This window comes from Pandoraea sp. E26 (genome assembly GCF_000681415.1).
In the GTDB taxonomy this organism is placed as follows: Bacteria; Pseudomonadota; Gammaproteobacteria; order Burkholderiales; family Burkholderiaceae; genus Pandoraea; species Pandoraea pnomenusa.
The window spans coordinates 360917-384317 of the sequence record NZ_AYXJ01000009.1; the positions used below are offsets into that span (position 1 = coordinate 360917).

The 23401-nt window shown below is 63.4% G+C and carries 17 protein-coding genes and 2 tRNA genes; 9 read left to right on the forward strand and 10 right to left on the reverse strand.

The window, feature by feature from the left end; all coding sequences use genetic code 11:
* Positions 1 to 105: 105 nt before the first annotated feature.
* The 5 genes from msrB to W930_RS0107130 all read left to right on the forward strand — a co-directional run bounded on the left by msrB (position 106) and on the right by W930_RS0107130 (position 2954).
* Positions 106 to 528 (forward strand): peptide-methionine (R)-S-oxide reductase MsrB, encoded by a 423-nt coding sequence (msrB, locus tag W930_RS0107110; RefSeq protein WP_023595754.1) that lies wholly within the window; start codon positions 106 to 108, stop codon positions 526 to 528.
* A gap of 169 nt (positions 529 to 697) precedes the next feature.
* Positions 698 to 1114 (forward strand): YgiW/YdeI family stress tolerance OB fold protein, encoded by a 417-nt coding sequence (locus W930_RS0107115; protein WP_023595753.1) that lies wholly within the window; start codon positions 698 to 700, stop codon positions 1112 to 1114.
* A gap of 156 nt (positions 1115 to 1270) precedes the next feature.
* Positions 1271 to 1804, forward strand: a complete 534-nt coding sequence (locus W930_RS0107120; RefSeq protein WP_023595752.1) for a septation protein A — start codon at positions 1271 to 1273, stop codon at positions 1802 to 1804.
* A 29-nt stretch (positions 1805 to 1833) separates the two neighbouring features.
* Positions 1834 to 2097: a BolA family transcriptional regulator gene (locus W930_RS0107125; protein WP_023595751.1), complete on the forward strand. Its 264-nt coding sequence runs from the start codon at positions 1834 to 1836 to the stop codon at positions 2095 to 2097.
* Positions 2098 to 2159: 62 nt separating this feature from the next.
* Positions 2160 to 2954: a peptidylprolyl isomerase gene (locus W930_RS0107130; RefSeq protein WP_023595750.1), complete on the forward strand. Its 795-nt coding sequence runs from the start codon at positions 2160 to 2162 to the stop codon at positions 2952 to 2954.
* A gap of 188 nt (positions 2955 to 3142) precedes the next feature.
* On the opposite strand, the gene purL is transcribed toward W930_RS0107130, so the two are convergent.
* Positions 3143 to 7174: a phosphoribosylformylglycinamidine synthase gene (purL, locus tag W930_RS0107135; protein ID WP_023874520.1), complete on the reverse strand. Its 4032-nt coding sequence runs from the start codon at positions 7172 to 7174 to the stop codon at positions 3143 to 3145.
* A gap of 292 nt (positions 7175 to 7466) precedes the next feature.
* Between purL and W930_RS0107140 the strand changes: the two genes are divergently transcribed.
* The 3 genes from W930_RS0107140 (at position 7467) to pgi (ending at position 12465) form a co-directional block, all read left to right on the forward strand.
* The gene (locus W930_RS0107140) at positions 7467 to 8741 is read left to right on the forward strand and encodes a D-amino acid dehydrogenase (protein ID WP_023874521.1); all 1275 of its coding nucleotides are present in this window, start codon (positions 7467 to 7469) and stop codon (positions 8739 to 8741) included.
* Positions 8742 to 8991: 250 nt separating this feature from the next.
* Positions 8992 to 10695 carry an NAD(P)H-hydrate dehydratase gene (locus W930_RS26520; protein ID WP_145929461.1) on the forward strand — a complete coding sequence of 568 codons (1704 nt, stop codon included), beginning with the start codon at positions 8992 to 8994 and terminating at the stop codon, positions 10693 to 10695.
* 111 nt (positions 10696 to 10806) lie between these two features.
* Complete coding sequence (gene pgi, locus W930_RS0107150) at positions 10807 to 12465, forward strand: glucose-6-phosphate isomerase (protein WP_023874524.1); 1659 nt, start codon at positions 10807 to 10809, stop codon at positions 12463 to 12465.
* Between the two features lie 26 nt (positions 12466 to 12491).
* Here pgi and W930_RS0107155 read toward each other — a convergent pair whose 3' ends face one another.
* Complete coding sequence (locus W930_RS0107155) at positions 12492 to 13184, reverse strand: ABC transporter ATP-binding protein (protein ID WP_023874525.1); 693 nt, start codon at positions 13182 to 13184, stop codon at positions 12492 to 12494.
* A gap of 52 nt (positions 13185 to 13236) precedes the next feature.
* Here W930_RS0107155 and W930_RS26525 point away from each other — a divergent pair, with 52 nt between their 5' ends.
* Entirely contained in the window at positions 13237 to 13881 is a 645-nt protein-coding gene (locus tag W930_RS26525) for an arylesterase (protein WP_023874526.1), read from the forward strand.
* A 69-nt stretch (positions 13882 to 13950) separates the two neighbouring features.
* Here W930_RS26525 and W930_RS0107165 read toward each other — a convergent pair whose 3' ends face one another.
* The 8 genes from W930_RS0107165 to tig form a co-directional block, all read right to left on the reverse strand.
* Positions 13951 to 15876, reverse strand: coding sequence for a SurA N-terminal domain-containing protein (locus W930_RS0107165; RefSeq protein ID WP_023874527.1), 1926 nt, complete (start codon positions 15874 to 15876; stop codon positions 13951 to 13953).
* Between the two features lie 82 nt (positions 15877 to 15958).
* Positions 15959 to 16035, reverse strand: a tRNA-Asp gene (locus W930_RS0107170).
* Positions 16036 to 16049: 14 nt separating this feature from the next.
* Positions 16050 to 16125 (reverse strand) — tRNA-Val (locus W930_RS0107175).
* A gap of 56 nt (positions 16126 to 16181) precedes the next feature.
* Positions 16182 to 16454, reverse strand: a complete 273-nt coding sequence (locus W930_RS0107180) for an HU family DNA-binding protein (protein WP_023595742.1) — start codon at positions 16452 to 16454, stop codon at positions 16182 to 16184.
* Between the two features lie 309 nt (positions 16455 to 16763).
* The gene (gene lon / locus W930_RS0107185; protein ID WP_023874528.1) at positions 16764 to 19184 is read right to left on the reverse strand and encodes an endopeptidase La; all 2421 of its coding nucleotides are present in this window, start codon (positions 19182 to 19184) and stop codon (positions 16764 to 16766) included.
* 195 nt (positions 19185 to 19379) lie between these two features.
* Positions 19380 to 20660: an ATP-dependent Clp protease ATP-binding subunit ClpX gene (clpX, locus tag W930_RS0107190; RefSeq protein WP_023595740.1), complete on the reverse strand. Its 1281-nt coding sequence runs from the start codon at positions 20658 to 20660 to the stop codon at positions 19380 to 19382.
* A gap of 237 nt (positions 20661 to 20897) precedes the next feature.
* Positions 20898 to 21554, reverse strand: coding sequence for an ATP-dependent Clp endopeptidase proteolytic subunit ClpP (clpP, locus tag W930_RS0107195; protein WP_023595739.1), 657 nt, complete (start codon positions 21552 to 21554; stop codon positions 20898 to 20900).
* A 122-nt stretch (positions 21555 to 21676) separates the two neighbouring features.
* A complete protein-coding gene (tig, locus tag W930_RS0107200; protein ID WP_023595738.1) occupies positions 21677 to 23017 on the reverse strand; it encodes a trigger factor in 1341 nt (446 codons plus the stop codon).
* Positions 23018 to 23401 lie beyond the last annotated feature (384 nt).

The following is a 23401-nucleotide window of genomic DNA, read 5'->3' on the forward strand; positions in this document are numbered from 1 at the left end:
AGCGCGGCGCATTGCAAAACACGCACGCCGCCCCCATCTGTGGCGAGTGCGCAGTCATACGACGCGTGACGGCAACCACCGGCCGTCACCCATCAGGAGAACCTCATGAGCAAAGTGGAAAAGAGCGACGCCGAATGGCGCGCCCAACTCGACGACGTCGAATACCAGGTCACGCGCCACGCCGCGACTGAGCGCGCGTTCACGGGCCGCTACTGGGATCACTGGAAGGACGGCACCTATCGCTGTGTGTGTTGCGGCGCGCCGCTGTTTCAGTCGACCGAGAAATTCGACGCCGGTTGCGGCTGGCCAAGCTATTCGAAACCCATCGACAAATCGGGCATCGACGAGGTGATGGACTACAGTCACGGCATGGTGCGCGTGGAAGTGCGCTGCCACAATTGCGACGCCCACCTCGGCCACGTGTTCGAAGACGGCCCGCAGCCGACCGGATTGCGTTACTGCATCAATTCCGCTTCGCTCGATTTCGAGGACAAGGACGGCCAGACGGAGTCGCCGAAGGAAGACTGAGCGCCGTGCGACGGCGGAGCACAGAACTTTGGCGGATCGAGGCATTCAAACAGTGGCCATGTGCCACAAAATACCGGTGAAATGGCGTGAAATCGACGGCATTTCACCCTGAATCGGCGTTTTTTGGCAGTAGGCTTGCGTCCACCCAAATTGTTAGGGAGTCCATGTCGTGTCCATAAAATCGAATCGCTTCGCCTTCCTGCCCGTCGCCGCCACGCTCATCGCCGGCGCGTTTGCCTTCGGTTCCCCGGCGCAGGCTCAGGTCAACGTGCCGTCGGCTTCGGCTGGCGGCACGGTTGCCGTGCCCGCCGTCATGCCACGTGCCGTGACAGTGGAGCAGGCACTCGCCGCACCGAAGGACGTCGAAGCCGTCATCGAGGGCTACATCGTCAACAAGCTCAAACACGAGCACTACACCTTCCGCGACGCCGCCGGCAAGACCATCGAAATCGAGCTCGACGACAAGCACCTGCCGCCGGGTCGCGAAATTACCGAGAAGACGCACGTGCGCATCTGGGGCGAAGTCGACAAGCATCGACTCAAGCCCAACGATATCGACGTCAAACGCATTGAAATCATCGAGTAAATCGAGGCGGCCGCGGCGCTCGTGCGCGCCGCACGTTTCGCGCGTCGCCGCGCTCGCCCGCCGGGGCTTTGAAATATAATGCGGGTTTGCGCCCGGCCCTCCGATATTCTCGGGCTCAGGACGCCAAATCTCCCGAAGCCCCCAAGCCGAGACTTCATGAAATTTCTTTTCGACCTGTTACCGGTCATCCTGTTTTTCGTCGCCTTCAAGTTCGCCGGCATCTACGTCGCTACCGGCATTGCCATCGCGACGACGATTGCTCAGGTCCTGTGGATGTGGCTGCGACACCGCAAGGTCGAGCCCATGCAATGGGTCAGTCTGGCGATCATCGTGGTGTTCGGCGGTGCCACCATGCTGCTGCACGACGAAACCTTCATCAAGTGGAAACCCACGGCACTTTACTGGCTCTTCGGCATCACGCTGTTCGTCGCCGAACTCGTGTTCGACAAGAACCTGATCCGCGCGATGATGGAAAAGCAAATGGCGTTGCCCGAGAACCTGTGGCGCGCCGTCAACTTCAGCTGGGCGCTGTTCTTCCTCGCCATGGGTGCGCTCAACCTGGTAATCGCCTATCACTTCTCGACCGATACCTGGGTCGACTTCAAGCTCTTCGGCGGCATGGGCCTCATGGTCGTGTTCATCGTCGTGCAGAGCCTTTGGCTCGCGAAGTACATCAAGCAGGACGAATAAGGTCCAACGTCCGTCAGGAAGCCTCCGTCATGAGCATGGAACAGCAAATCGAAGCGCGCCTCACGGCGGCCCTCGCCCCCCTCGAGTTCGCACTGGAGAACGACAGCGCCCGCCATGCGGGCCATGCCGGCGCCGCCTCGGGCGGCCATTACAATCTGCGCATCGTCTCGGCCGCCTTTACCGGACGTAACCGCGTGGCACGTCATCGCCTGGTGTATGATGCGCTAGCCGATTTGATGCAGAACGGCATTCACGCCCTCGCCATCGTCGCGCTCGCCCCCGGTGAAGCGTGACCCGCATGCGACGCGTCCCCCGTCGATTAACCCTGCCTTCGTCATTCGTTAGGAAAAACAGCATGGCATTGAAACTCGCCCGCACGGCCATGGCGCTCGGCGCCGCCGTGTCGCTGACCGCCGTCTCCCTCCCTGCGCTCGCCCAGAACGTCGCCGTCGTGAACGGCACGCCGGTGCCTGTGTCGCGCGCCGACGCCATGGTGCGCGAAATGGTCCGTCAGGGTCAGCCGAACTCGCCGCAGTTGCAGCAGCAGGTGCGCGAAGAACTGGTCAAGCGCGAAGTGCTCGCGCAGGCAGCCGTCAGCAAGGGTCTGGCCTCGCAACCGGACGTCAAGGCGCAGCTCAAGCTCGCCGAGCAAGGCGTGCTCATCCGCGCGCTGATCGCCGACTTCCAGAAGACCTCGCCGGTGAGCGACGCCGAAGTGCAAGCCCGCTACGATCAACTGAAGAAGCAGTTCGGCGACAAGGAATATCACGCGCGCCACATCCTGGTGCCGTCGGAAGACACCGCCAAGGAGATCATCGCGAAACTGAAGGGCGGCGCGAAGTTCGAAGATCTCGCCAAACAGTATTCGAAGGACCCGGGTTCGGCAAAGAATGGTGGTGACCTCGACTGGTCGCCGGCCAATGCCTATGTGCCCGAATTCGCCGATGCACTGCAAAAGCTCCAGAAGGGCCAATACACCCAGGCCCCGGTCAAGACGCAGTTCGGCTATCACGTGATCGAGCTCGACGACGTGCGCGACGCGCAAATCCCGCCGCTGTCGGACGTCAAGCCGCAACTCGTGCAGCAGATGCAGGAAGAGAAGCTGCAAGGCTTCATCGAAGGCCTCGAGAAAAAGGCCAAGATTCAGTAACTGCCACAACGGCATCGCCGAACGAAAAAACCCGCCGAAAGGCGGGTTTTTTTGTGGCCTTCCCGGCTTGACCGGGCGAGCCGCTATCCGCGCCGGCGCCGGGAAAGACGCCTGCCCTGACGAACGAGGCAAGCGGCCTTCATGCATGCCGGCAAGGGCGACAGCACATCGCCCTCGCGAATCGGCAATCAGGCGACCCAGCGACGCGCGTTGCGGAACATGCGCATCCACGGGCTGTCTTCGCCCCACTGGGCAGGTGCCCAGCTCATCTGCACCGTGCGGAACACGCGCTCCGGATGCGGCATCATCACCGTGAAGCGACCGTCGGCCGTCGTCACCGACGTCAGCCCGCGCGGCGAACCGTTCGGGTTGTACGGATACTGCTCCGTCGGCTGCCCCCGATGGTCGACAAAGCGCATCGCGGCAATCGCCTGGTCGATGTTGCCCTGCTGACCGAAGTTGGCGTAGCCCTCGCCGTGCGCGACCACGATCGGCAGTTGCGAGCCCGCCATGTCCTTGAAGAAGAGCGACGGCGATTCCAGCACCTCGACCTGCGTCAGACGCGCTTCGTACTTCGACTGGTTATACGTAAACTTCGGCCACGCCGCGGCGCCCGGAATCAGGTTCGACAAGTTGCTCATCATCTGGCAACCGTTGCATACGCCCAGAGCGAAGGTGTCGGCGCGATTGAAGAACCCGGCGAACTGTTCGGCAAGCGAGGGGTTGAACAGGATCGTCTTGGCCCAGCCTTCGCCGGCGCCCAGCGTGTCGCCGTACGAGAAACCGCCGCAGGCGATGAAGCCCTTGAACGTCTCGAGCGAGTGACGGCCGGCGAGCAAATCGCTCATGTGCACGTCGTACGCGTCGAAGCCGGCCTTGTCGAGCACGTAAGCCATTTCGAGGTGGGAGTTCACGCCCTGCTCTCGCAGGATCGCCACCTTCGGACGCACTCCCATCGCGATGAACGGTGCCGCGACGTCTTCGCTGGGGTCGAACGTCAGCTTCGGCGAGAGGCCCGGATCGCTGGTGTCGTTCAGTGCTTCGTACTCGGCGTCGGCCGCGGCCGGGTTGTCGCGCAGACGCGCGATCCGCCAGCTCACCTCCGACCACACACGCTGCAGTTCCGCACGCGGCGCGCCAAAGACCTTTTTCGCGTCGCGATAGATTTCGATGACGTCAGTCGTGTTCGGCTTGCCGATCACGTTCGTGCACGCCGACAGACCCGCTTCGCGCAGCGCCTGCAGCACGGCGTCGCGCTCCGATGCGCGCACCTGGATGACGCCGCCGAGCTCTTCCGAGAACAGCGCGCGCAGCGTCTTGTCTTCCCGGCGACCGGCCGTCTGCTTGGCCCAGTCCTTCGCGTCGCCGTAATCGGATTCGAAGCCGTCGTCGAGCGTGAGCATGTCGACGTTGAGCGACACACCGACATGCCCCGCGAACGCCATTTCCGCGACCGTGGCGAACAGACCGCCGTCCGAACGATCGTGATACGCGAGCAGCTTGCCGTCGCGATTGAGTTTCTGGATGGCGTCGAAGAAGCGCTTGAGGTCGGCCGGATCGTCGAGATCCGGCGCCACGTCGCCGATCTGTTGCGTCACCTGAGCGAGGATACTGCCGCCCATGCGATGCTTGTTGCGCCCCAGATCGATGGCGATCAGCACTGTCTCGCCAACGTCGGCGGCCGAGCGCAGTTGCGGCGTGAGATGACCACGTACGTCCTCGACCGGCGCGAACGCCGACACGATCAGCGAGACCGGCGCCACCACGTCCTTGCCGCGACCGGCGTCTTCCCACTTGGTGCGCATCGACAGCGAATCCTTGCCCACCGGGATCGACAGTCCCAGCGCCGGGCACAGCTCCATGCCCACCGCCTTGACCGTGTCGAACAGCGCCGCGTCTTCGCCTTCGGTGCCGCAGGCCGCCATCCAGTTGGCCGACAGCTTGATCTGGTCGAGCGACGCAATCGGCGCCGCCGCAATGTTCGTGATGGCTTCGCCAACCGCCATGCGGCCCGATGCGGGCGCGTCGATCACGGCCAGCGGCGTGCGCTCGCCCATCGTCATCGCTTCCCCACGATAGCCGGCGTAGTCCATCAGCGAAATGGCGCAGTCGGCCACCGGCACCTGCCACGGACCGACCATCTGGTCGCGCGCCGTCAGGCCGCCCACCGTGCGGTCGCCAATGGTGATGAGGAACGATTTGCTTGCCACGGTCGGATGACGCAGCACCGCACGCGCCACGTCGTCGAGCGACAGGCCGGTCACGTCCACCGGAGGCAGCGCCGCCTGCACTCGCTTCACGTCGCGATGCATGCGCGGCGGCTTGCCCAGCAGCACATCCATCGGCATGTCCACCGGATCCGGCGACTCCGGATGCATCGGATCGACGAGCTTCAGCTGGCGCTCGTCGGTCGCCACGCCGACCACCGCCACCGGGCAACGCTCGCGCTGGCAGATGGCCTGGAATGCGGGAAAGCTGTCGGGTGCGATCGCGAGCACGTAACGCTCCTGCGCCTCGTTGCTCCAGATCTCGGCCGGCGACATGCCAGACTCCTCCAGTTGCACCTGGCGCAGGTCGAAGCGCGCGCCCTTGCCCGCACCGTCGACCAGCTCGGGGAAGGCGTTCGAGATACCGCCCGCCCCCACGTCGTGAATCGACAGGATCGGGTTGGCCTCGCCCTGACGCCAACACCAGTTGATGACTTCCTGCGCACGACGCTCGATTTCCGGATTGCCGCGCTGCACGGAGTCGAAGTCCAGTTCCGCGGTGTTGGTGCCCGTCGCCATCGAGCTTGCGGCGCCGCCGCCCATGCCGATGCGCATGCCCGGACCGCCGATCTGGATCAGCAGCGTGCCGGCCGGCAGATCGTGCTTGTGCGTGTGCTGCGCGGCGATGTTGCCCATGCCGCCGGCGATCATGATCGGCTTGTGATAGCCGCGTACACGACCGCCCACGTTCTGTTCATAGGTACGGAAGTAGCCACCGAGGTTCGGACGGCCGAATTCGTTGTTGAACGCCGCGCCGCCCAGCGGACCGTCGATCATGATCTGCAGCGGCGAGGCGATGCGGTCCGGACGGCCGTAGTCCGCGCCGGTGTCGTCGGGCTTGCGCAGCGACGGCGGCACCGCCACGTCACGATCGTTCTCCCACGCTTCGCGTGCGTCCGGCAGCGCCAGGTTCGACACGGTGAAGCCGGTCATCCCCACCTTCGGCGTGGAGCCGCGCCCCGTCGCGCCTTCGTCGCGAATCTCGCCACCCGCGCCGGTAGACGCCCCCGGGAACGGCGAAATCGCCGTCGGGTGGTTGTGCGTCTCGACCTTCATCAGCGTATGCGTGAGTTCCACGCTGCGGCCGTACTTGCCGTCGGCGCCGCGCGGATACCAGCGCTCGACTTCGGCGCCTTCCATCACCGAAGCGTTGTCCGAGTACGCAACCACCGTGCCCTGCGGATGCAGCTGGTGCGTGTTCTTGATCATCTGGAACAACGACTTGTCCTGCGCCTGGCCGTCGATGGTCCATTGCGCATTGAAGATCTTGTGACGGCAGTGTTCGCTGTTCGCCTGCGCGAACATCATCAGTTCCACGTCGGTCGGATTGCGCTTGACGCTCGTGAAGGCATCGACCAGGTAATCGATCTCGTCGTCGGCCAGCGCGAGGCCCAGGTCACGGTTGGCGGCCTCGAGCGCGCCGCGTCCGGCACCGATCACGTCGACGGTCTGCAGCGGCTTGGCCGGCAGCTCGACGAACAGGGCTTCAGCGTCCTTGCGCGAGGCGACGACCGTCTCGGTCATGCGATCGTGCAGCACGGTGGCCACGCGGGCGAGCACGTCGGCCGGCAGCGATTTCTTGCCGCCGAGCAGTCCTGACTTCACGCCGATCGTGTATTCGACCGCGCGCTCGATGCGTCGCACGTGATCGATGCCGCAGTTGCGGGCAATGTCCGTCGCCTTGCTCGCCCAGGGCGAGATCGTGCCCAGCCGCGGGATCACGAGCAGCTGATCGCCCACCGGCTCTTCACGCACCGGCTCACCGTAGGTAAGCAGACCAGCGACACGTGCCACATCCTCGCTCGAGAGCGGCTCGACGCTGGCCACGAGGTGCACGTAGCGCGCGTCGACGCGCACGATCGAGCTGTCGATGGCTTGCAGGGTCTGCAGAAGACGTTGCTGGCGGAATTCGGAGAGCGCCAAGGCGCCGGCGAAGCAGGCAATGTGATTCATGGAAGGACGGAAGGCGAGGCGTTCAAAACGCGGGGGAACGACAAACCGGGATTATACCCTGCTTACCCCGGGTTATACCCGAGTGCGCAACACGTATTCTGGCCCGCTGCCGCCCTGTCGCGGCCGCTCTCTGGTAACCTATGCGCCCCGTACCGAACTCGAAATCGGAACACGGCTCGCGCCGCCCGGCGACCCCGGAGGCGAGGCCCGGCACAAAACGTCACTGGCAAGACACTAATACGACACTAACAAGCGAACGAACGGGCGTTCGCCACACACCAGACGGTTGGGAATGAAGGTCATCGTTATCGGCGGCGGGGTTATCGGCACGTGTACCGCCTACTATCTGGCCGCCGCGGGGCATACGGTCACTCTCGTCGAGCGCAACAGCACGGTCGCGCAAGAGAGCAGCTTCGGCAACGCAGGCGTCATCGCGCCGGGCTACGTCACGCCCTGGGCAGCGCCCGGCATGCCGCGCAAGCTGCTCGGCTACCTGTTCAGCTCGGCCAGCCCGCTCATCTTCCGGCCGGGCCTGTCGGCGGGGACGTGGCGCTGGGCCGCGCGCTGGCTGCGCGAATGCAAGCTCGAACGCTATCGCGCGAACCGCGAGCGCATGCAGCGCCTTGCGTTCTACAGCCAACGCTGCCTCCACGAATTGCGCGACGTCCATGTGTTCGAATACGAGCACACGCAAGGCTACCTGCAACTGTTCCGCACCGAGCGCGAAATCAAGATGAACGAGCCCGCGCGCGCCATGCTCGCCGAGAACGAGGTGCCGCACCGCCTGCTCACGGCCGAGGAGTGTCGCAAGCTCGAGCCCGCGATTTCCACCGACGCCGAACTCGCGGGCGGCCTGCACCTGCCGCGCGATGAAACCGGCAACTGCCCACTCTTCACCAAGCGCCTGGCCCAGATCGCACGCGACATGGGCGTGACGCTGGCGACCGAGACAAGCGTGCTGTCGGTGCGCTCGAACCTTGGGCGCGCCGGGGTCACCGTCGAGACCTCGAGCCACGCCGAAGGCGGCCGGCGCGCCACGCTCGACGCCGACGCCGTCGTGATCGCGGCAGGAGTGGCGAGCACGGAACTGCTGCGCCCGCTGGGCATCGATCTACCGCTCTGGCCGATCAAGGGCTACTCGATCACGGTTCCCGTCAAGAACGAGCTGTTCAGTCCGCGCATCGCCGTCATGGACGAGTCGTACAAAACCGCCATCACGCCTCAGGGCAACCGGCTGCGCATTGCCGGGACAGCCGAACTCGGCGACACCGAGCTGGTGCTGCGCGAACGCGCCATCGCCACGCTCTACAAGGTGGCGACCGACTGGTTCCCGGGCGCGGGGAAGTATCGCGAAGCCAGATCGTGGGTCGGCGCACGGCCGATGTTGCCCGACGGCCCGCCGCTGCTCGGGGCAACGCACCTGCCGGGCATTTTCCTCAACGTCGGCCATGGCTCGACCGGCTGGGCCATGGCCTGCGGTTCGGGGCGTGTGCTTGCCGACGTCATCTCGGGACAGACGCCCGAGATCGATCTGAACGGCCTGACGCTCGCCCGGTACGATCGCTGAGCGGCCCGTCGGACGCCGCCGGCAAGGCATCGGGAGACATCCTTGCAGGCAGAACGGCGCAATATCGGCATAATCTGCTGATCGACACCTAGGTTGCCTGCGCGCCATCGCGTCCCTGGTTTCCCTGCCGTCCGCCCCGCGCCTCGCACGACATCCGGCATGCGGCGCGCGGCCTGCGCCCGGTGACAGCGCGACAGCGCGATAAAGCGATAAAGCGGTAACGCTCAGGCTTACGGGAGCTTCGCCAGCCATGTCCGACCCTCTGCACGCCAACCTCCCTGCCGGGCCCGCCAGCGCGAGTCCACTGTCTCGGCCCGTGAGTCGCCCCCCGGCCCCGGTTCCCGAGACGTCGGTGGCGCTCACCGATGCCACCTTCACCTCCGACCCCAGCGCCCCCTGCCGCGACTTATACGTTCCCGCGGCCCTTCGCGATGTCGAGAGAGCTGCCGCGGCCGGACTGCCGCCGCACACCTTGATGTCCCGCGCCGGGACGGCCGTCGCTAGCTGGCTTTACGCCCATCTGCCCGCGCTGGCAACGGCTGGCCGCCATCCGGTCCTGTTGCTCGCGGGGCCCGGCAACAACGGCGGCGACGCCTACGTGGCGGCGCGCGAATTGCAGCGGCGCGGCGTGCTTGTCGACGTTTGGCAGCTTGCGCCCCCGGGCGCACCCGACGCCATCTGGGCGCATGACGAGGCGATCGCCGCCGGCGTGCCGGTGCGCCCCGCGCCAACGACGTGGCCGCAGCCTTCCGCCTACGCATGGATCGTGGACGGCCTGTTCGGTATCGGCCTGTCGCGCGCGCTCGACGGTGCGGCCGCCACACTCGTCGAGAACATCGGTTACGCCCACGCGCAGGGCACACCGGTGCTGGCGATCGACATCCCGAGCGGACTTATGGCCGCCACCGGTGTCGCCGACGGTCCGGCCATCCGGGCGGACGTCACGATTGCCATGCTCGGCGCCTGCCCTGGACTTTTCACGGGTGTCGGACGCGACCTGTCCGGCGACGTGCTCGTGGCCACGCTCGGGGCCGACGATGGGCTCACGGCCAGCAGCATCCGCACGAACGTGCCGGAAGTATTCGAGCCACATCTGGCGCAACGCCGTCATGCATCCCACAAGGGGAGTTACGGATCGCTCGCGGTACTCGGCGGCCATGAGGGCATGGTCGGGGCGCCACTGCTCTGCGCGCGCGCCGGACTGATGTCGGGTGCCGGGCGCGTCTACGTCGGTTTCGTCGCCCAGAACGGCCCGTCCTGGGATCCCGTTCACCCCGAACTGATGCTGCGTCAGGCAGAAAGCCTGGATCTGGCCACCATGCAGGCGGTCGCGATCGGACCGGGACTCGGCACCTCGGCGGCGTCGACCGCCTGTCTTGCCCGGGCCCTGGCGTTGGAGCATACGCCGCTGGTCATCGATGCCGATGCGCTCAATCTGCTCGCCATCGAGCCCTCGCTCGCCGAGCGAGTGCGCCGCCGTGCCGGCCCTACCGTGTTGACGCCGCATCCGCTCGAGGCCGCTCGCCTGGCAGGCTGCGACGTCGCGCGCATTCAGTCCGACCGGCTGGCGTGCGCGCGCGCGCTGGCGCAGCATTTCGGCGCCACCATCGTGCTCAAGGGGTCGGGCACGGTCATCGACGACGGCAACGACACCTGGATCAACACGACCGGCAATGCCGGACTGGCCACGGCCGGCACGGGGGATGTGCTCACCGGCGTCATCGGCGCTCTCCTTGCCCAGGGCATGCCGGCGACACCCGCCGCGCTGGGCGCCGTCTGGCTTCACGGGCGGGCCGCCGAGCGGTGCGTGAGCGCGGGACAGGGGCCGGCAGGTCTCACGGCATCTGAACTTTTGCCCGCCATCCGCACCGAACTGGGACTGCGGCTGAACGACTCGGCGCGTGCGACGCGAAGCGTTCAGCCCACTCGTGGGACGCCGCCCGCCCCCCGATAAGGCGGCCCCGGCGGCGCAAAGCCTGTATCCGCGCCGCCCCGCACCCGATTTCGGGCCGTATGCGCGGCGACTCCCGTTATACTTCGCCTTATCGAAATGTTCCTATCGCACATGCCGTACAAGTCATCCGTTCGTCTGGATCAACTCCCCGCCTGGCGCACCCTGCTCGAGCATCGCGACGAAATCGCCGGGCAGCACATGCGCGACTGGTTTGCCGGCAGGGGCGCCAACACACGTGTCGAGCGCTTTTCACTGCGTGCGGCCGGGCTGTATCTCGACTACTCGAAGAATCGAATTACCGACAAGACGCTGACGCTGCTCACGCATCTGGTGCGCGAATGCGGGCTGCCTGCCAAGCGGGATGCCATGTGGGCGGGGGAAAACGTCAACGTCACGGAAGATCGTGCCGCCCTGCACGTCGCCCTGCGCGCGCCGCGCACGATGGCGTTTCACGATGCCTCGGGCGACGTCAGTCACGGCGTGAGCGACACGCTGTCCCGGATGCGCGCGTTCAGCGACAGTGTGCGCAGCGGCGCGTGGGTGGGTGCCACCGGCAAGCGCATCCGGCATCTGATCAATGTCGGCATCGGCGGCTCGGATCTCGGCCCCCGCATGGTCTGCGATGCGCTCGCCGTCTACGGGCGTCACGATCTGTCGGCACACTTCATCGCCAACATCGATCCCACGGAACTCGCCCGCACACTTCCTTCCCTGGACCCCGAAAGCACACTGGTCGTTGTGTGCTCGAAGACGTTCACGACGCTCGAGACGATGACCAACGCGCGCACGATTCGCGCCTGGTTCGTCGATCACGGCATTCCGGAAAGCGAACTCGGCAGGCATTTCGTCGCCGTGTCGACGAATGCAGAAGAGGCTGTGCGATTCGGCATCCGCAAGGAGAACGTTTTCGAGTTCGGCGAGTGGGTCGGTGGCCGCTATTCGCTGTGGTCATCCATCGGGCTCATCATCATGCTGTATCTCGGCGCACGGAATTTCGAAGCGCTGCTCGCCGGGGCCCATGCCATGGACGAGCACTTCCGCCACGCACCGCTCGAAGCCAACATGCCGGTGCTGCTCGGCCTGCTCGGCGTCTGGTACCGGAATTTCTTCGACGCCCAGACGTTGTCCATCGCGCCGTATACCGACGCGCTGCAGAAGCTTCCCCCCTATCTCCAGCAACTGGACATGGAGAGCAACGGCAAGTCGGTACAGGTCGACGGCACCCCCGTGGCGTGGCAAACGGCGCCCATCATCTGGGGCGAGCCAGGGACGAACGGACAGCACGCCTACTTCCAGATGCTCCACCAGGGCACCACGCTGGTGCCGGTGGATTTCATCGCCGTGCTGGAGCCGCAGTACGACGCCCCCGGCCTGCTCGATCACCACCGCAAGCTGCTCGCCAACTGCTTCGCGCAGAGCGAGGCATTGCTGCAGGGCGGTTCGATGGCCACGGCGGAACAGGCAGGTGGCCCGCTGGGCGCGCAACGCCGTTTTGACGGCAATCGTCCCAGCAACACGCTGGTCATCGACAAATTGTCGCCGGAGCGACTGGGCGCGCTGATCGCGCTCTATGAGCACAAGGTATTCGTGCAGGCCGCCATCTGGAACATCAATCCGTTCGATCAATGGGGCGTGGAGCTCGGCAAGACGTTGTGCCGCGCCATCGAACCGGAGCTCGTCGACCCGGATTCGCTCCGGTCCGATGCCCATGACGCCTCGACCGCCTCCTTGATCCGACTGGCGGGCGAAGCGCTAAAGGAAAAACGCTGACGGAGTGTGAGACGGGCGTCGCTGGATCAGGTCGGTTCGCGCCGGACCAACCGCCCGCCCGCGAGCTGCACCGTTGCATCGCAGCGCTGTGCGATCGCCAGATCGTGCGTGACCAAGACCAGGGTAGCCCCGCTCGCCTTGTTGAGCGAGAACATCAGGTCGATGACTCGTTCGCCAGTCGCCGTGTCGAGACTTCCCGTCGGTTCGTCGGCAAACAGCACGACCGGCCCGGTCACGAACGCACGTGCGAGCGCCACACGTTGCTGTTCGCCGCCGGAGAGCTGCTTCGGGTAATGCGTGAGGCGCGACCCCAGCCCCACCCGGTCCAGCATGTCTACGGCACGATCGCGCACGTCGCGTGTCTCACCCAATAATTCGAGCGGCAGCATCACGTTCTCGAGGGCGGTCAGATGCGGCATCAACTGAAATGATTGAAAGACGAACCCCACGGCACCGCGCCGCAATGCCGCACGCCCCTCTTCGTCGAGTTCTCCCAGCGATTTGCCCAATAGCGTGATGCTGCCGTCGGTCGCCGTGTCGAGGCCCGCCATCAGCCCGAGCAGCGTCGACTTGCCGGATCCCGAGGCGCCGACGATGGCAACGCTCTGGCCTTTCGCGACGGAGAAATCGATATCCTGCAAAATGACCAGCTCACCGGTGGCATCGCGCAACCGCTTCCCCAGGCCCCGCACCTCAATTACGTTTTCGGAAAACGACATGGCAAGAAGAGAGTTCTTGAAATTGGCCGCCTCAGCCTTGATTGGCTGGTGCATGCTCTCAGGGACCGCGGCGAACGCCGCAAGTTCGGGAGCGCCCACGATCCTGGTCGTGGGCGACAGCCTCTCGGCGGAATATGGCATCGCTCGCGGCGCCGGCTGGGTGAATCTGCTGCAGCAGACGATCACGCAAAACGGGTTCGATTATAGCGTCGTCAATGCGAGTATCAGCGGCGACACGACGAGCGGCGGACGTGCCCGCCTCGCGCCCCTGCTGGCGCGCTACCACCCCGCCATCACCATTCTGGAACTGGGCGGCAACGACGCCTTGCGCGGCATTCCACTCGATCTCACACGCACGAACCTGCGCGAGATGATTGCCGCTGCACGCAAGGCAGGCAGCCGTGTGATCGTCGTCGGCATGCGCATTCCACCGAACTACGGCCCCGACTACAGCGAACAGTTCTTCAACATGTTCTCCGCGCTCGCCAAACAGGAGAAGACGGGCTACGTGCCGTTCCTGCTGGCCGGCGTTGTGGAGCACCCCGACTGGTTCCAGCAGGATCAGATCCATCCGCTTGCCAAAGCCCATCCCCAGATCTTGCAGAACGTGTGGCCGACGGTGAAACCGCTGCTCAAACCGGGAGGCAAGCCATCGGGAAAAGCGGCAGACACCCGCACACCGAAATCGGGCGCATGATCCAGACGTAAAAAAACGCGGCCACACGGCCGCGTTTTTCGTTGTGTCGTCTTCTTGTCGCTCAGGCGCTCAGTTGCTCGACGCCTTGGTGACATCATTGACCACCTTGACCTTCGAGCGCGCGCGCAGATCACCCAACCAGGCGTTCCACTCGGCCTGTGCGGCCAGTTGATTCAACTGTTGTGCTTCCGCGGCAAGACGCTGCGGATCCTGAGCGGCCGGCTGCGTCACTTTGCTGATGCGGTACACGGCGTAACCTTGCCCATCGCCTAGCTCGACGCCCACGTAGGCAGGCAGCTTCGAGGTATCCGCGCCAAAGATGGCCGTGAGCGCGGCCGGTGCCAGCTTGCCCGGATTGTCGCGCGATACCGTCTGCGCGGCCCCGAACGTCGCGTCCCCACCCTTCTTGAGCGCGTCGAGCTTCGCGATACCGGCCTTCTTTGCTTCCTGCTCGGCCAGGTCGGCAATCGTCTTTTCCCTGACCTGTGCGGCGATCTGCGCGAGCGGCGGCGTGGCCGCGGGGTGATAGCTGACCACGTGCGCCGAGACCAGCACGCCCTGGCCCACATCCACGGCTTCGGTATTGCGCTTGTTCTTGAGCGACTCGTCGCCGAACACGGCCTTGAGCAGTTTCTCGTTGCCGAGCGGCCCCTGTGCCTGCGACGGATCCGGCTTGCGCGTGACGGTCGCCGTCTGCACCTTCAGGTTCAGCTTGTCAGCGGCCGGTTGCAGGCTGTCAGGCTGCTCGTACACCGCGTTGGTGAACTGGTCGGCGAGCTTGGCATACGCCTTGGCCGACTCCTGTTGACGATACTGCTCGGCCAGTTGCGATTTCACATCGTCGAACGACTTCGTCTGCGCCGGCTTGATGCCGGTGAGCTTGATGATGTGATAGCCGAAATCGCTCTTCACCACATCGCTGATGTCCCCTTCGCTCTTCAGGGCGAAAGCGGCATCGGCAAACGGCTTGACCATCGCATCGCGCGTGAAGAAGCCCAGATCGCCACCCTTGGCCTTCGAGCCCGGGTCTTCCGAGTTTTCGCTCGCCAGCTTGGCGAAGTCGTTGGGGTTCTTGCGGAGTTGCGCGAGCAAGGCGTCGGCCTTCGCCTTCGCCTTTGCATGGTCGGCCGGCGATGCGTCTGCCGGCGATGCGATCAGAATGTGCGATGCACGACGCTCTTCCTGCGTGGTGTACTGCTTCAGGTTGTCGTTGTACATCTTGCGCAGCGCGTCGTCGCTCGGCGCCGCTTGCGCCGACGCCGGCATTGCCTTCGGATCGAGTACCACGTACTGGATCTCGGCGGACTCAGGCGTCTGGAAGGCGGCCTTGTGGGCGTCGTAGTACGCCTGGATCTGCGCTTGCGTCGGGGTGATCTTGCTGGCGAAGTCCGACACAGGGAAGTTCAGTGCAGACACTTCACGCTGCTGGGCGCGCAATTGTGCAAATCGGTCGAGAACCGTCTTCGGCAGCATCGCGCTCGCCTGCACACTCGTGGGCAGTTGATTCGACGCGAGTTCGAAACGGATCTGCGCCTCGAGACGTTGCGGCGTCAGATTCTGCGCCGACAGCAGTTGCTCGTACGCGGCCTGATCGATCGAGCCATCCGCACGGCGCAGTTGCGCAATCGCCGGAATCGCGAGCAGCGCATCACGCACTTGCGTATCAGGCACCGACAGGTTCTTCTTGAGCGTTTCCTGCGTGAGCAACTTCTGCTGGATCAGGTTATCCAGCACGGCGCTACGCATTTCAGGCGTATTGATCTGGCTTGCGTCGACCGCACCGCCGAACATTTGCTGCATGCGCTCGGTCTGCGCGCGCAGCACGCTGTCGTACTCCTGGCGTGTCACCGTCTGATCGCCGACCTTGGCAATCGTGCCGGCATCCGAGGCGTATTCCTGCCAGCCGTGCACGCCGAACACCACGAACGACGGCACGATCAGCACCGTCAGGAAGATGAGGACCAGTCGTTGATGACGGCGGATGAAGTCGAACATACGAAATCGGAAAAGTCGTCTGGAAGCGTCTTAGGACGTCATATGGCAAAAAAGGCGAACCGAAGTTCGCCTTTTCACAATTTGGCGGAGCGGACGGGGCTCGAACCCGCGACCCCCGGCGTGACAGGCCGGTATTCTAACCAACTGAACTACCGCTCCCCAAGATCTGGAACTGGTGGGTGCTGAGGGGTTCGAACCCCCGACCTACGCCTTGTAAGGGCGCCGCTCTACCAGCTGAGCTAAGCACCCGTTCCCGATTCAAGTGTTGTTCTTGATGCTGTCCCCTGCCGAAGCAGGAAAGCTCGTTAGTTTATCGTATCTTTCAAATCTTTGCCAGGGCGAAATTTCGGAACCTTCGCTGCCTTGATCTTGATCACATCGCCGGTGCGAGGATTGCGCCCTGCGCGCGCTGCGCGCTTGGCCACGTAGAACGTGCCGAAGCCCACCATCGTTACGTCATCACCCTTCTTCAGCGCCTTCTTTACTGCTCCCACCATTGCGTCAAGTGCTCGACCCGCGGCCGCTTTCGAAATGTCGGCCTCACCCGCGATATGTTCGATCAGTTCCGTCTTGTTCACTGTAACCCCCTTGCAAGGATAGTAGGCGATTGAGCCGCGGAGGCGCTCTTTGCGCGCCTTGACATTGATCTGCGAGGTCCGCTGGCTTTGCCATTAGACAAGCCGGAAACCCTGATGTCAAGCCGTTTTGCACCGTTCCGGCAGCATAGAAAGTACTCCTGAATCCGAACTTTCCGGTCGCTATTTTCGAGCACTTTGCGTGAATAAAAAAAGCCCGGGGAAAACCCCGAGCTTTTTTCGTCTTTTCCCATTAGGCGATCATTCGCTGAACCTGTCGCTCCGCCAACGCTGCCCGATGATCAATGACTGTCAGTGCTTGATGACATCCTGCTTGCCGCTGGCATCCGCCGTGGGCGTGACAGGCGCCGCCTTGGCTTCATCTTCCGGCAGCGGTTCCGGCGCATGTTCGAGCGCGAGTTCGAGCACCTTGTCGATCCAGCGCACCGGCACGATTTCCAGCGCGTTCTTGACGGTATCGGGAATCTCGGCGAGATCCTTCACGTTCTCTTCCGGAATCAACACGAGCTTGATGCCGCCGCGATGCGCTGCCAGCAGCTTCTCCTTGAGACCACCGATCGGCAGGACTTCACCGCGCAGCGTGATCTCACCGGTCATCGCCACATCCGCGCGCACCGGAATACCGGTGAGCACCGACACGAGCGCGGTCGTCATGGCGATACCGGCAGACGGGCCGTCCTTCGGCGTCGCACCTTCCGGCACGTGAATGTGGATATCCCGCTTCTCGAACTGCTCGTCGGTCACGCCAAGGCGCCGTGCACGCGAACGCACCACCGAGCGCGCCGCCTCGACCGACTCCTTCATCACATCGCCGAGCGAACCCGTGCGAATGATGTTGCCCTTGCCCGGCATCACCGCCGCTTCGATGGTCAGCAGATCGCCGCCCACTTCCGTCCACGCGAGACCCGTGACCTGGCCGATCTGGTTTTCCTTCATGGCCAGACCGAAGTCGAACTTGCGCACGCCCAGGAAGTTGTCGAGATTGCTCGCATCGACCTTGATCGAGGTGCCTTCGACCTTCTTGAGCAAGAGCATCTTCACGACCTTGCGGCAGATCTTCGAGATCTCACGTTCGAGCGAGCGCACGCCCGCTTCGCGCGTGTAGTAACGAATGATGTCGCGGATGGCGGCTTCGGTCAGATCGATCTCGCCTTCCTTCAGGCCATTGTTCTTCTTCTGCTTCGGCAGAAGATAACGCTGGGCGATGTTGACCTTCTCGTCTTCCGTGTAACCCGACAGACGAATCACTTCCATACGGTCGAGCAACGGTGCCGGAATGTTCAGCGAGTTCGAGGTGGCCACGAACATCACATCCGACAGATCGAAGTCGACTTCGACGTAGTGATCCGAGAACGTGTGGTTCTGTTCCGGATCGAGCACTTCGAGCAGCGCCGAACTCGGATCGCCACGGAAGTCCATGCCCATCTTGTCCACTTCGTCGAGCAGGAACAACGGGTTACGCACGGCAACCTTCGACAGGCTCTGCAGAATCTTGCCGGGCATCGATCCGATGTACGTGCGACGGTGACCGCGGATTTCAGCCTCGTCACGCACACCACCCAATGCCATGCGCACGAACTTGCGATTCGTGGCACGTGCGATCGACTGGCCGAGCGAGGTCTTGCCCACGCCGGGAGGCCCGACCAGGCACAGGATCGGCGCCTTGACCTTGTCCACGCGTTGCTGCACGGCGAGATACTCGAGGATGCGTTCCTTGACCTTCTCGAGACCGAAGTGATCCTCGTCGAGCACCTTCTCGGCATTCGACAGATCGTTGTTCACCTTGCTCTTCTTGCGCCACGGCAGACCGACCAGCGTGTCGATGTAGTTGCGCACGACCGTCGCTTCGGCCGACATCGGCGACATCAGCTTGAGCTTCTTGAGTTCGGCGTCGGCCTTCTTCTTGGCTTCCTTCGGCAGATGCGCGGCCTTGATGCGCTTCTCGAGCTCCTCGAGATCGGCGCCTTCTTCGCCTTCGCCCAGTTCCTTCTGGATCGCCTTGACCTGTTCGTTCAGGTAGTACTCGCGCTGGCTCTTCTCCATCTGGCGCTTCACGCGGCCGCGGATACGCTTTTCCACCTGAAGAATGTCGATCTCGCTCTCGAGTTGCGCGAGCAGATGCTCGAGTCGCTCGATGACCGGGAACATCTCCAGAATCTTCTGCTTCTGCTCGAGCTTGAGCGGCAGATGGGCCGCAATCGTGTCGGCCAGACGACCCGCTTCGTCGATGCCCGACAGCGACGTCAGGATCTCCGGCGGAATCTTCTTGTTGAGCTTCACGTACTGATCGAACTGCGCGACGATGGCACGACGCAGCGCCTCGGATTCCGGCGAATTGCCATCATCCGGCTCGAGCGGCATGACTTCCGACGTGAACTGGGTTTCCTCTTCGTCCACACTCAGCGTGCGGGCGCGTTGAATCCCCTCGACCAGCACCTTGACGGTGCCGTCGGGCAGTTTGAGCATTTGCAGGATATTCGCGACGCAGCCGATCTCATAGAGATCCTTGGCCGTGGGCTCATCCTTCGCGGCCGCCTTCTGGGCGACCAGCATGATGTGCTTGCCGCCTTCCATGGCGGTTTCAAGCGCTTTGATCGATTTCGGACGCCCCACGAAAAGGGGAATCACCATGTGCGGAAACACGACCACGTCGCGCAAAGGCAACAGGGGCAGTTGAATCGCTTCGGGCGGGAGGATTTGGGTGCCTGACATCTCGTTCCCCATATTTAACGATACCGTTGTGTTCCTGCTAATTGAGGCCGCCGGCGAGAATTACAAGAGGCCGCGAGAGGCCCTTTCGCCGATAAGGTGCACCACTCGGGGTTTCATTGCCCGTGGCACTAGTATGAAGGAAAAAAAGCCGCCCATGTTTCCATGAACGGCTTTCGGTGGCATTGAGTTGACCGTTCAATTGGAGCCGGCAACCTTGGGCGGCTCCTGGTAGATCAAAAGCGGCTTTCCGTCGCCGCTGATGGCGTTTTCGTCCAGAATCACCTTGGTCACGCCCTTGAGCGACGGCAGCTCGTACATGACTTCGAGCAGCGCCTGCTCGATGATCGAACGCAGGCCCCGCGCCCCGGTCTTGCGCTTGATGGCCTTGCGGGCCACGGCATGCAGCGCCGCCGGGCGGATTTCCAGCTCCACGCCCTCCATCATGAACAGACGCTGGTACTGCTTGACCAGCGCATTCTTCGGCTCGATGAGAATCGTCACCAGGGCGTCCTCGTCAAGCTTACCCAACGTGGCAACCACCGGCAGACGGCCGATCAGTTCCGGAATCAGACCGAATTTGATCAGGTCTTCCGGTTCGACGTCGCGCAGCAATTCGCCGGCATCGCGCTCTTCGCCCGTCTTGACCGTCGCACCGAAGCCGATCCCCGTCTTCTCCGTGCGGTTCATGATGATCTTCTCGAGACCGTCGAAGGCACCGCCGCAGATGAACAGAATGTTCGTCGTGTCGACCTGGATGAAATCCTGATTCGGATGCTTGCGACCGCCTTGCGGGGGCACCGAAGCCATCGTGCCCTCGACGAGCTTGAGCAGCGCCTGCTGCACCCCCTCGCCCGACACGTCGCGCGTAATCGACGGATTGTCCGACTTGCGGCTGATCTTGTCGATTTCGTCAATATAAACAATGCCCTTCTGCGCCTGCTCGATCTCGTAATTGCAGTTCTGCAGAAGCTTCTGAATGATGTTTTCGACGTCCTCACCCACATAACCGGCTTCGGTCAGCGTCGTGGCGTCGGCAATCACGAACGGCACGTTGAGCAAACGCGCCAGCGTCTGTGCGAGCAGCGTCTTGCCCGAGCCGGTCGGCCCGATGAGCAGGATGTTGCTCTTGGACAGCTCCACCTCGTCGCGCTTGTCGCCGAGGTGCTTCAATCGCTTGTAATGGTTGTAGACCGCCACCGCCAGAATCTTCTTGGCGCGGTCCTGGCCGATCACGTACTGATCGAGGCTCTCGCGGATCTCCTGCGGCGAGGGCAGATCGGACTTGCCGCCGCTGCCGCTTTCGTCCTCGGCTGCCGCGGCCTCGTCACGAATGATCTCGTTGCACAGATCAATACACTCGTCGCAGATGAACACGGACGGCCCCGCGATGAGCTTCTTGACCTCGTGCTGACTCTTTCCGCAGAACGAGCAGTAGAGCAGCTTTTCGCCGTTGGAAGTGCTTTTTTTATCCACCATATCTGTGTCAGCCTGCTAGCAATTTGCGCCCCGGTCGTCCCCCATCGGGGGCGGCAAACGCGGCATACGTGAATTCCATTGTAACGCCATGCCGCGCGAGCGTGTGGCCCACCCGCGACAGTGACAAATTCCCTTTTACGACAAAGACTTGACGCGAACACCCGCATTTTCGAGACGAAAATACCGAATGCCGCGTCACGCCTTTCAACCGTCGATCGCCCCGGAGTCGGGCCGCGATCAGGGACGCTTTTCCAATACGCGATCGATCAACCCGTACTCGACCGAGTCGGCGGCCGACTTGAAGTTGTCGCGGTCGGTGTCGCGCGCGATGACTTCGAGCGACTGCCCGGTATTCTCGGCAAGCAGGCGGTTCAGGCGATCCTTGAGCAACAGGATTTCGCGGGCGTGGATTTCGATGTCCGACGCCTGACCGCGCGCGCCACCCAGCGGCTGGTGAATCATGATGCGCGCGTTCGGCAGCGCGAAGCGCTTGCCCTTCTCGCCGGCCGCAAGCAGAAACGCGCCCATGCTGGCCGCCATGCCCAGGCACAGGGTCGAGACCGGCGGCTTGACGAACTTCATCGTGTCGTAGATGGCCAGGCCCGCCGAGACGGAGCCGCCCGGCGAGTTGATGTACATCGAGATTTCCTTGTCCGGATTCTCGCTCTCGAGGAACAGCAACTGGGCGACGACGAGGTTGGCACTCTGGTCGTTGACCTCGCCCACCAGGAAAATGATGCGCTCCTTCAGGAGTCGCGAATAGATATCGTAAGCGCGCTCACCGCGCCCGCTTTGCTCGACGACCATCGGCACGAGGCCAAGGCCTTGCGTCTCGAGGGCGGAGCTCTGGGGTTGGGAGGCGAGTTGGGCGAGCAATTCGGAACGGGTAAGCATATCGGTTCGACCCTTCTATCGAGATGGTTTTGCGCGCCGCAGGGAGGAGGCCCGGGGGCCATTTGGAAAAGAACCGCCACGGCCTTGCGGCCGCGGCGGTTCAGTCGGTCGTACGCGGTCGATTACGCTTGCGTGTTGCCAGCCAGCTCTTCGAAGCTAACTTGCTTGTCGGTGACCTTGGCCTTGCCCAGGACGAACTCGACAACGTTGTTCTCGACGACGAAACCTTCCATTTCCGCCATGCGCTGCTGATCGCCATAGTACCAGCGGACGACTTCCTGCGGGTCTTCGTAGCTCTTCGCGAATTCCTCGACTTCCGCCTTGATCTGTTCCGGCTTGGCCTGCAGGTCGTTTTGCTTGACGAGCTCGGCCAGGATCAGGCCCAGCTTGACGCGACGCTCGGCTTGCTCCTTGAACATTTCCGCGGGGATCGGCACGTTGCCGGCGTTGGGCACACCGCGCTGCGCGAGGTCCTGACGCGCCATCGCGACCAGACGCTCCTGGTCCTGTTCGACCAGGGCGTTCGGCACCTCGAGCTCGGCCACCGAGATCAGGGCGTTCATCACCTGATCCTTGAGCAACGCCTGCGTGCGACGCTTGACTTCACGCGACAGGTTTTCCTTGATGTCGGCGCGCATCTTCTCGAGGCTGCCGTCGGCGATACCGAGCGACTTGGCGAACTCGGCGTTGACTTCCGGCAGGTGAGCCCACTCCACCTTCTTGAGCGTCACGGTGAACGTGGCGGTCTTGCCGGCCACTTCCTTGCCGTGGTACTCGTCCGGGAACTTGAGTTCGAACTCCTTCGACTCGCCAACCTTCAGGCCCAGCGTCGCCTTTTCGAATTCGGGCAGCATACGGCCTTCGCCGAGCACGAACACGAAGTCTTCAGCGCTGCCGCCGGCGAATGCCTCGCCATCGATCTTGCCGACGAAATCGACCGTCACGCGGTCGCCGTCCTTGGCCTCGACCGAGCCGCCGTCGCCGTGCTCGCCGGCTTCGCCGCGCACGTGGTAGTGCACGCGCTGCTTGCGCAGGATATCAATGGTGCGATCGATCTCGGCTTCCGAGACGTCGGTCGTGGTGCGCGTGACTTCGGCGTTGGCCAGATCACCGATCTTGACTTCCGGGTAGACCTCGAACGTCGCGTCGAACGCGTATTCGGTCTCGGCCGCGTCGGCCTTCGGCGCAAAGCGCGGCTGACCCGCCACGCGCAGATCCTGCTCCTTCGTGATTTCGAAGAATTGCTGGCCGACCTTGTCGCTCACGACTTCGGCTTCGACCTGACCACCATACTGCTGGGTGACCATCTTCAGGGGCACCTTGCCGGGGCGGAAGCCCGGCATACGAACCGTCTTCGACAGCTTCTGGATGCGCGTAGCAACTTCTTTTTCGACGTCCTGCTTGAGCAGGGCGATGGTAAAGCGACGCTCGAGCTTGCCGAGGTTTTCAACAGCGATAGTCATGAGGATATTCGTCCTTCCAGAGGGTCGTTCTGTGTTACGGCGAGGGATGGCCGCAAGCGGACCCTGTCAGTTAATCAACCTTGGGCCGGTACCGACGATGCGACGCCGGCTTCCCTCCGCCCCCGAGAGAATCGGGGTCGCGCCAAAACGGTTTTGCACACAAAGCGGAACATTTTAGCAAACTATTGCCCCGCCTCCAGACTTTCCGGCCGGAAATCCGCGAAATGAGGCCATCGCGCGGCGTGATGACTGCGTCGCGCACCCGACCCGCCAACGGCGCCTCGACGGACCGGAATTGCATATTAGAGGGTCTCACCCAGAAAAAGGTCTTGGGGAGGACGTGCGAACCGCCTAGGATTCAATCGAACGTTTGAATGAAACATC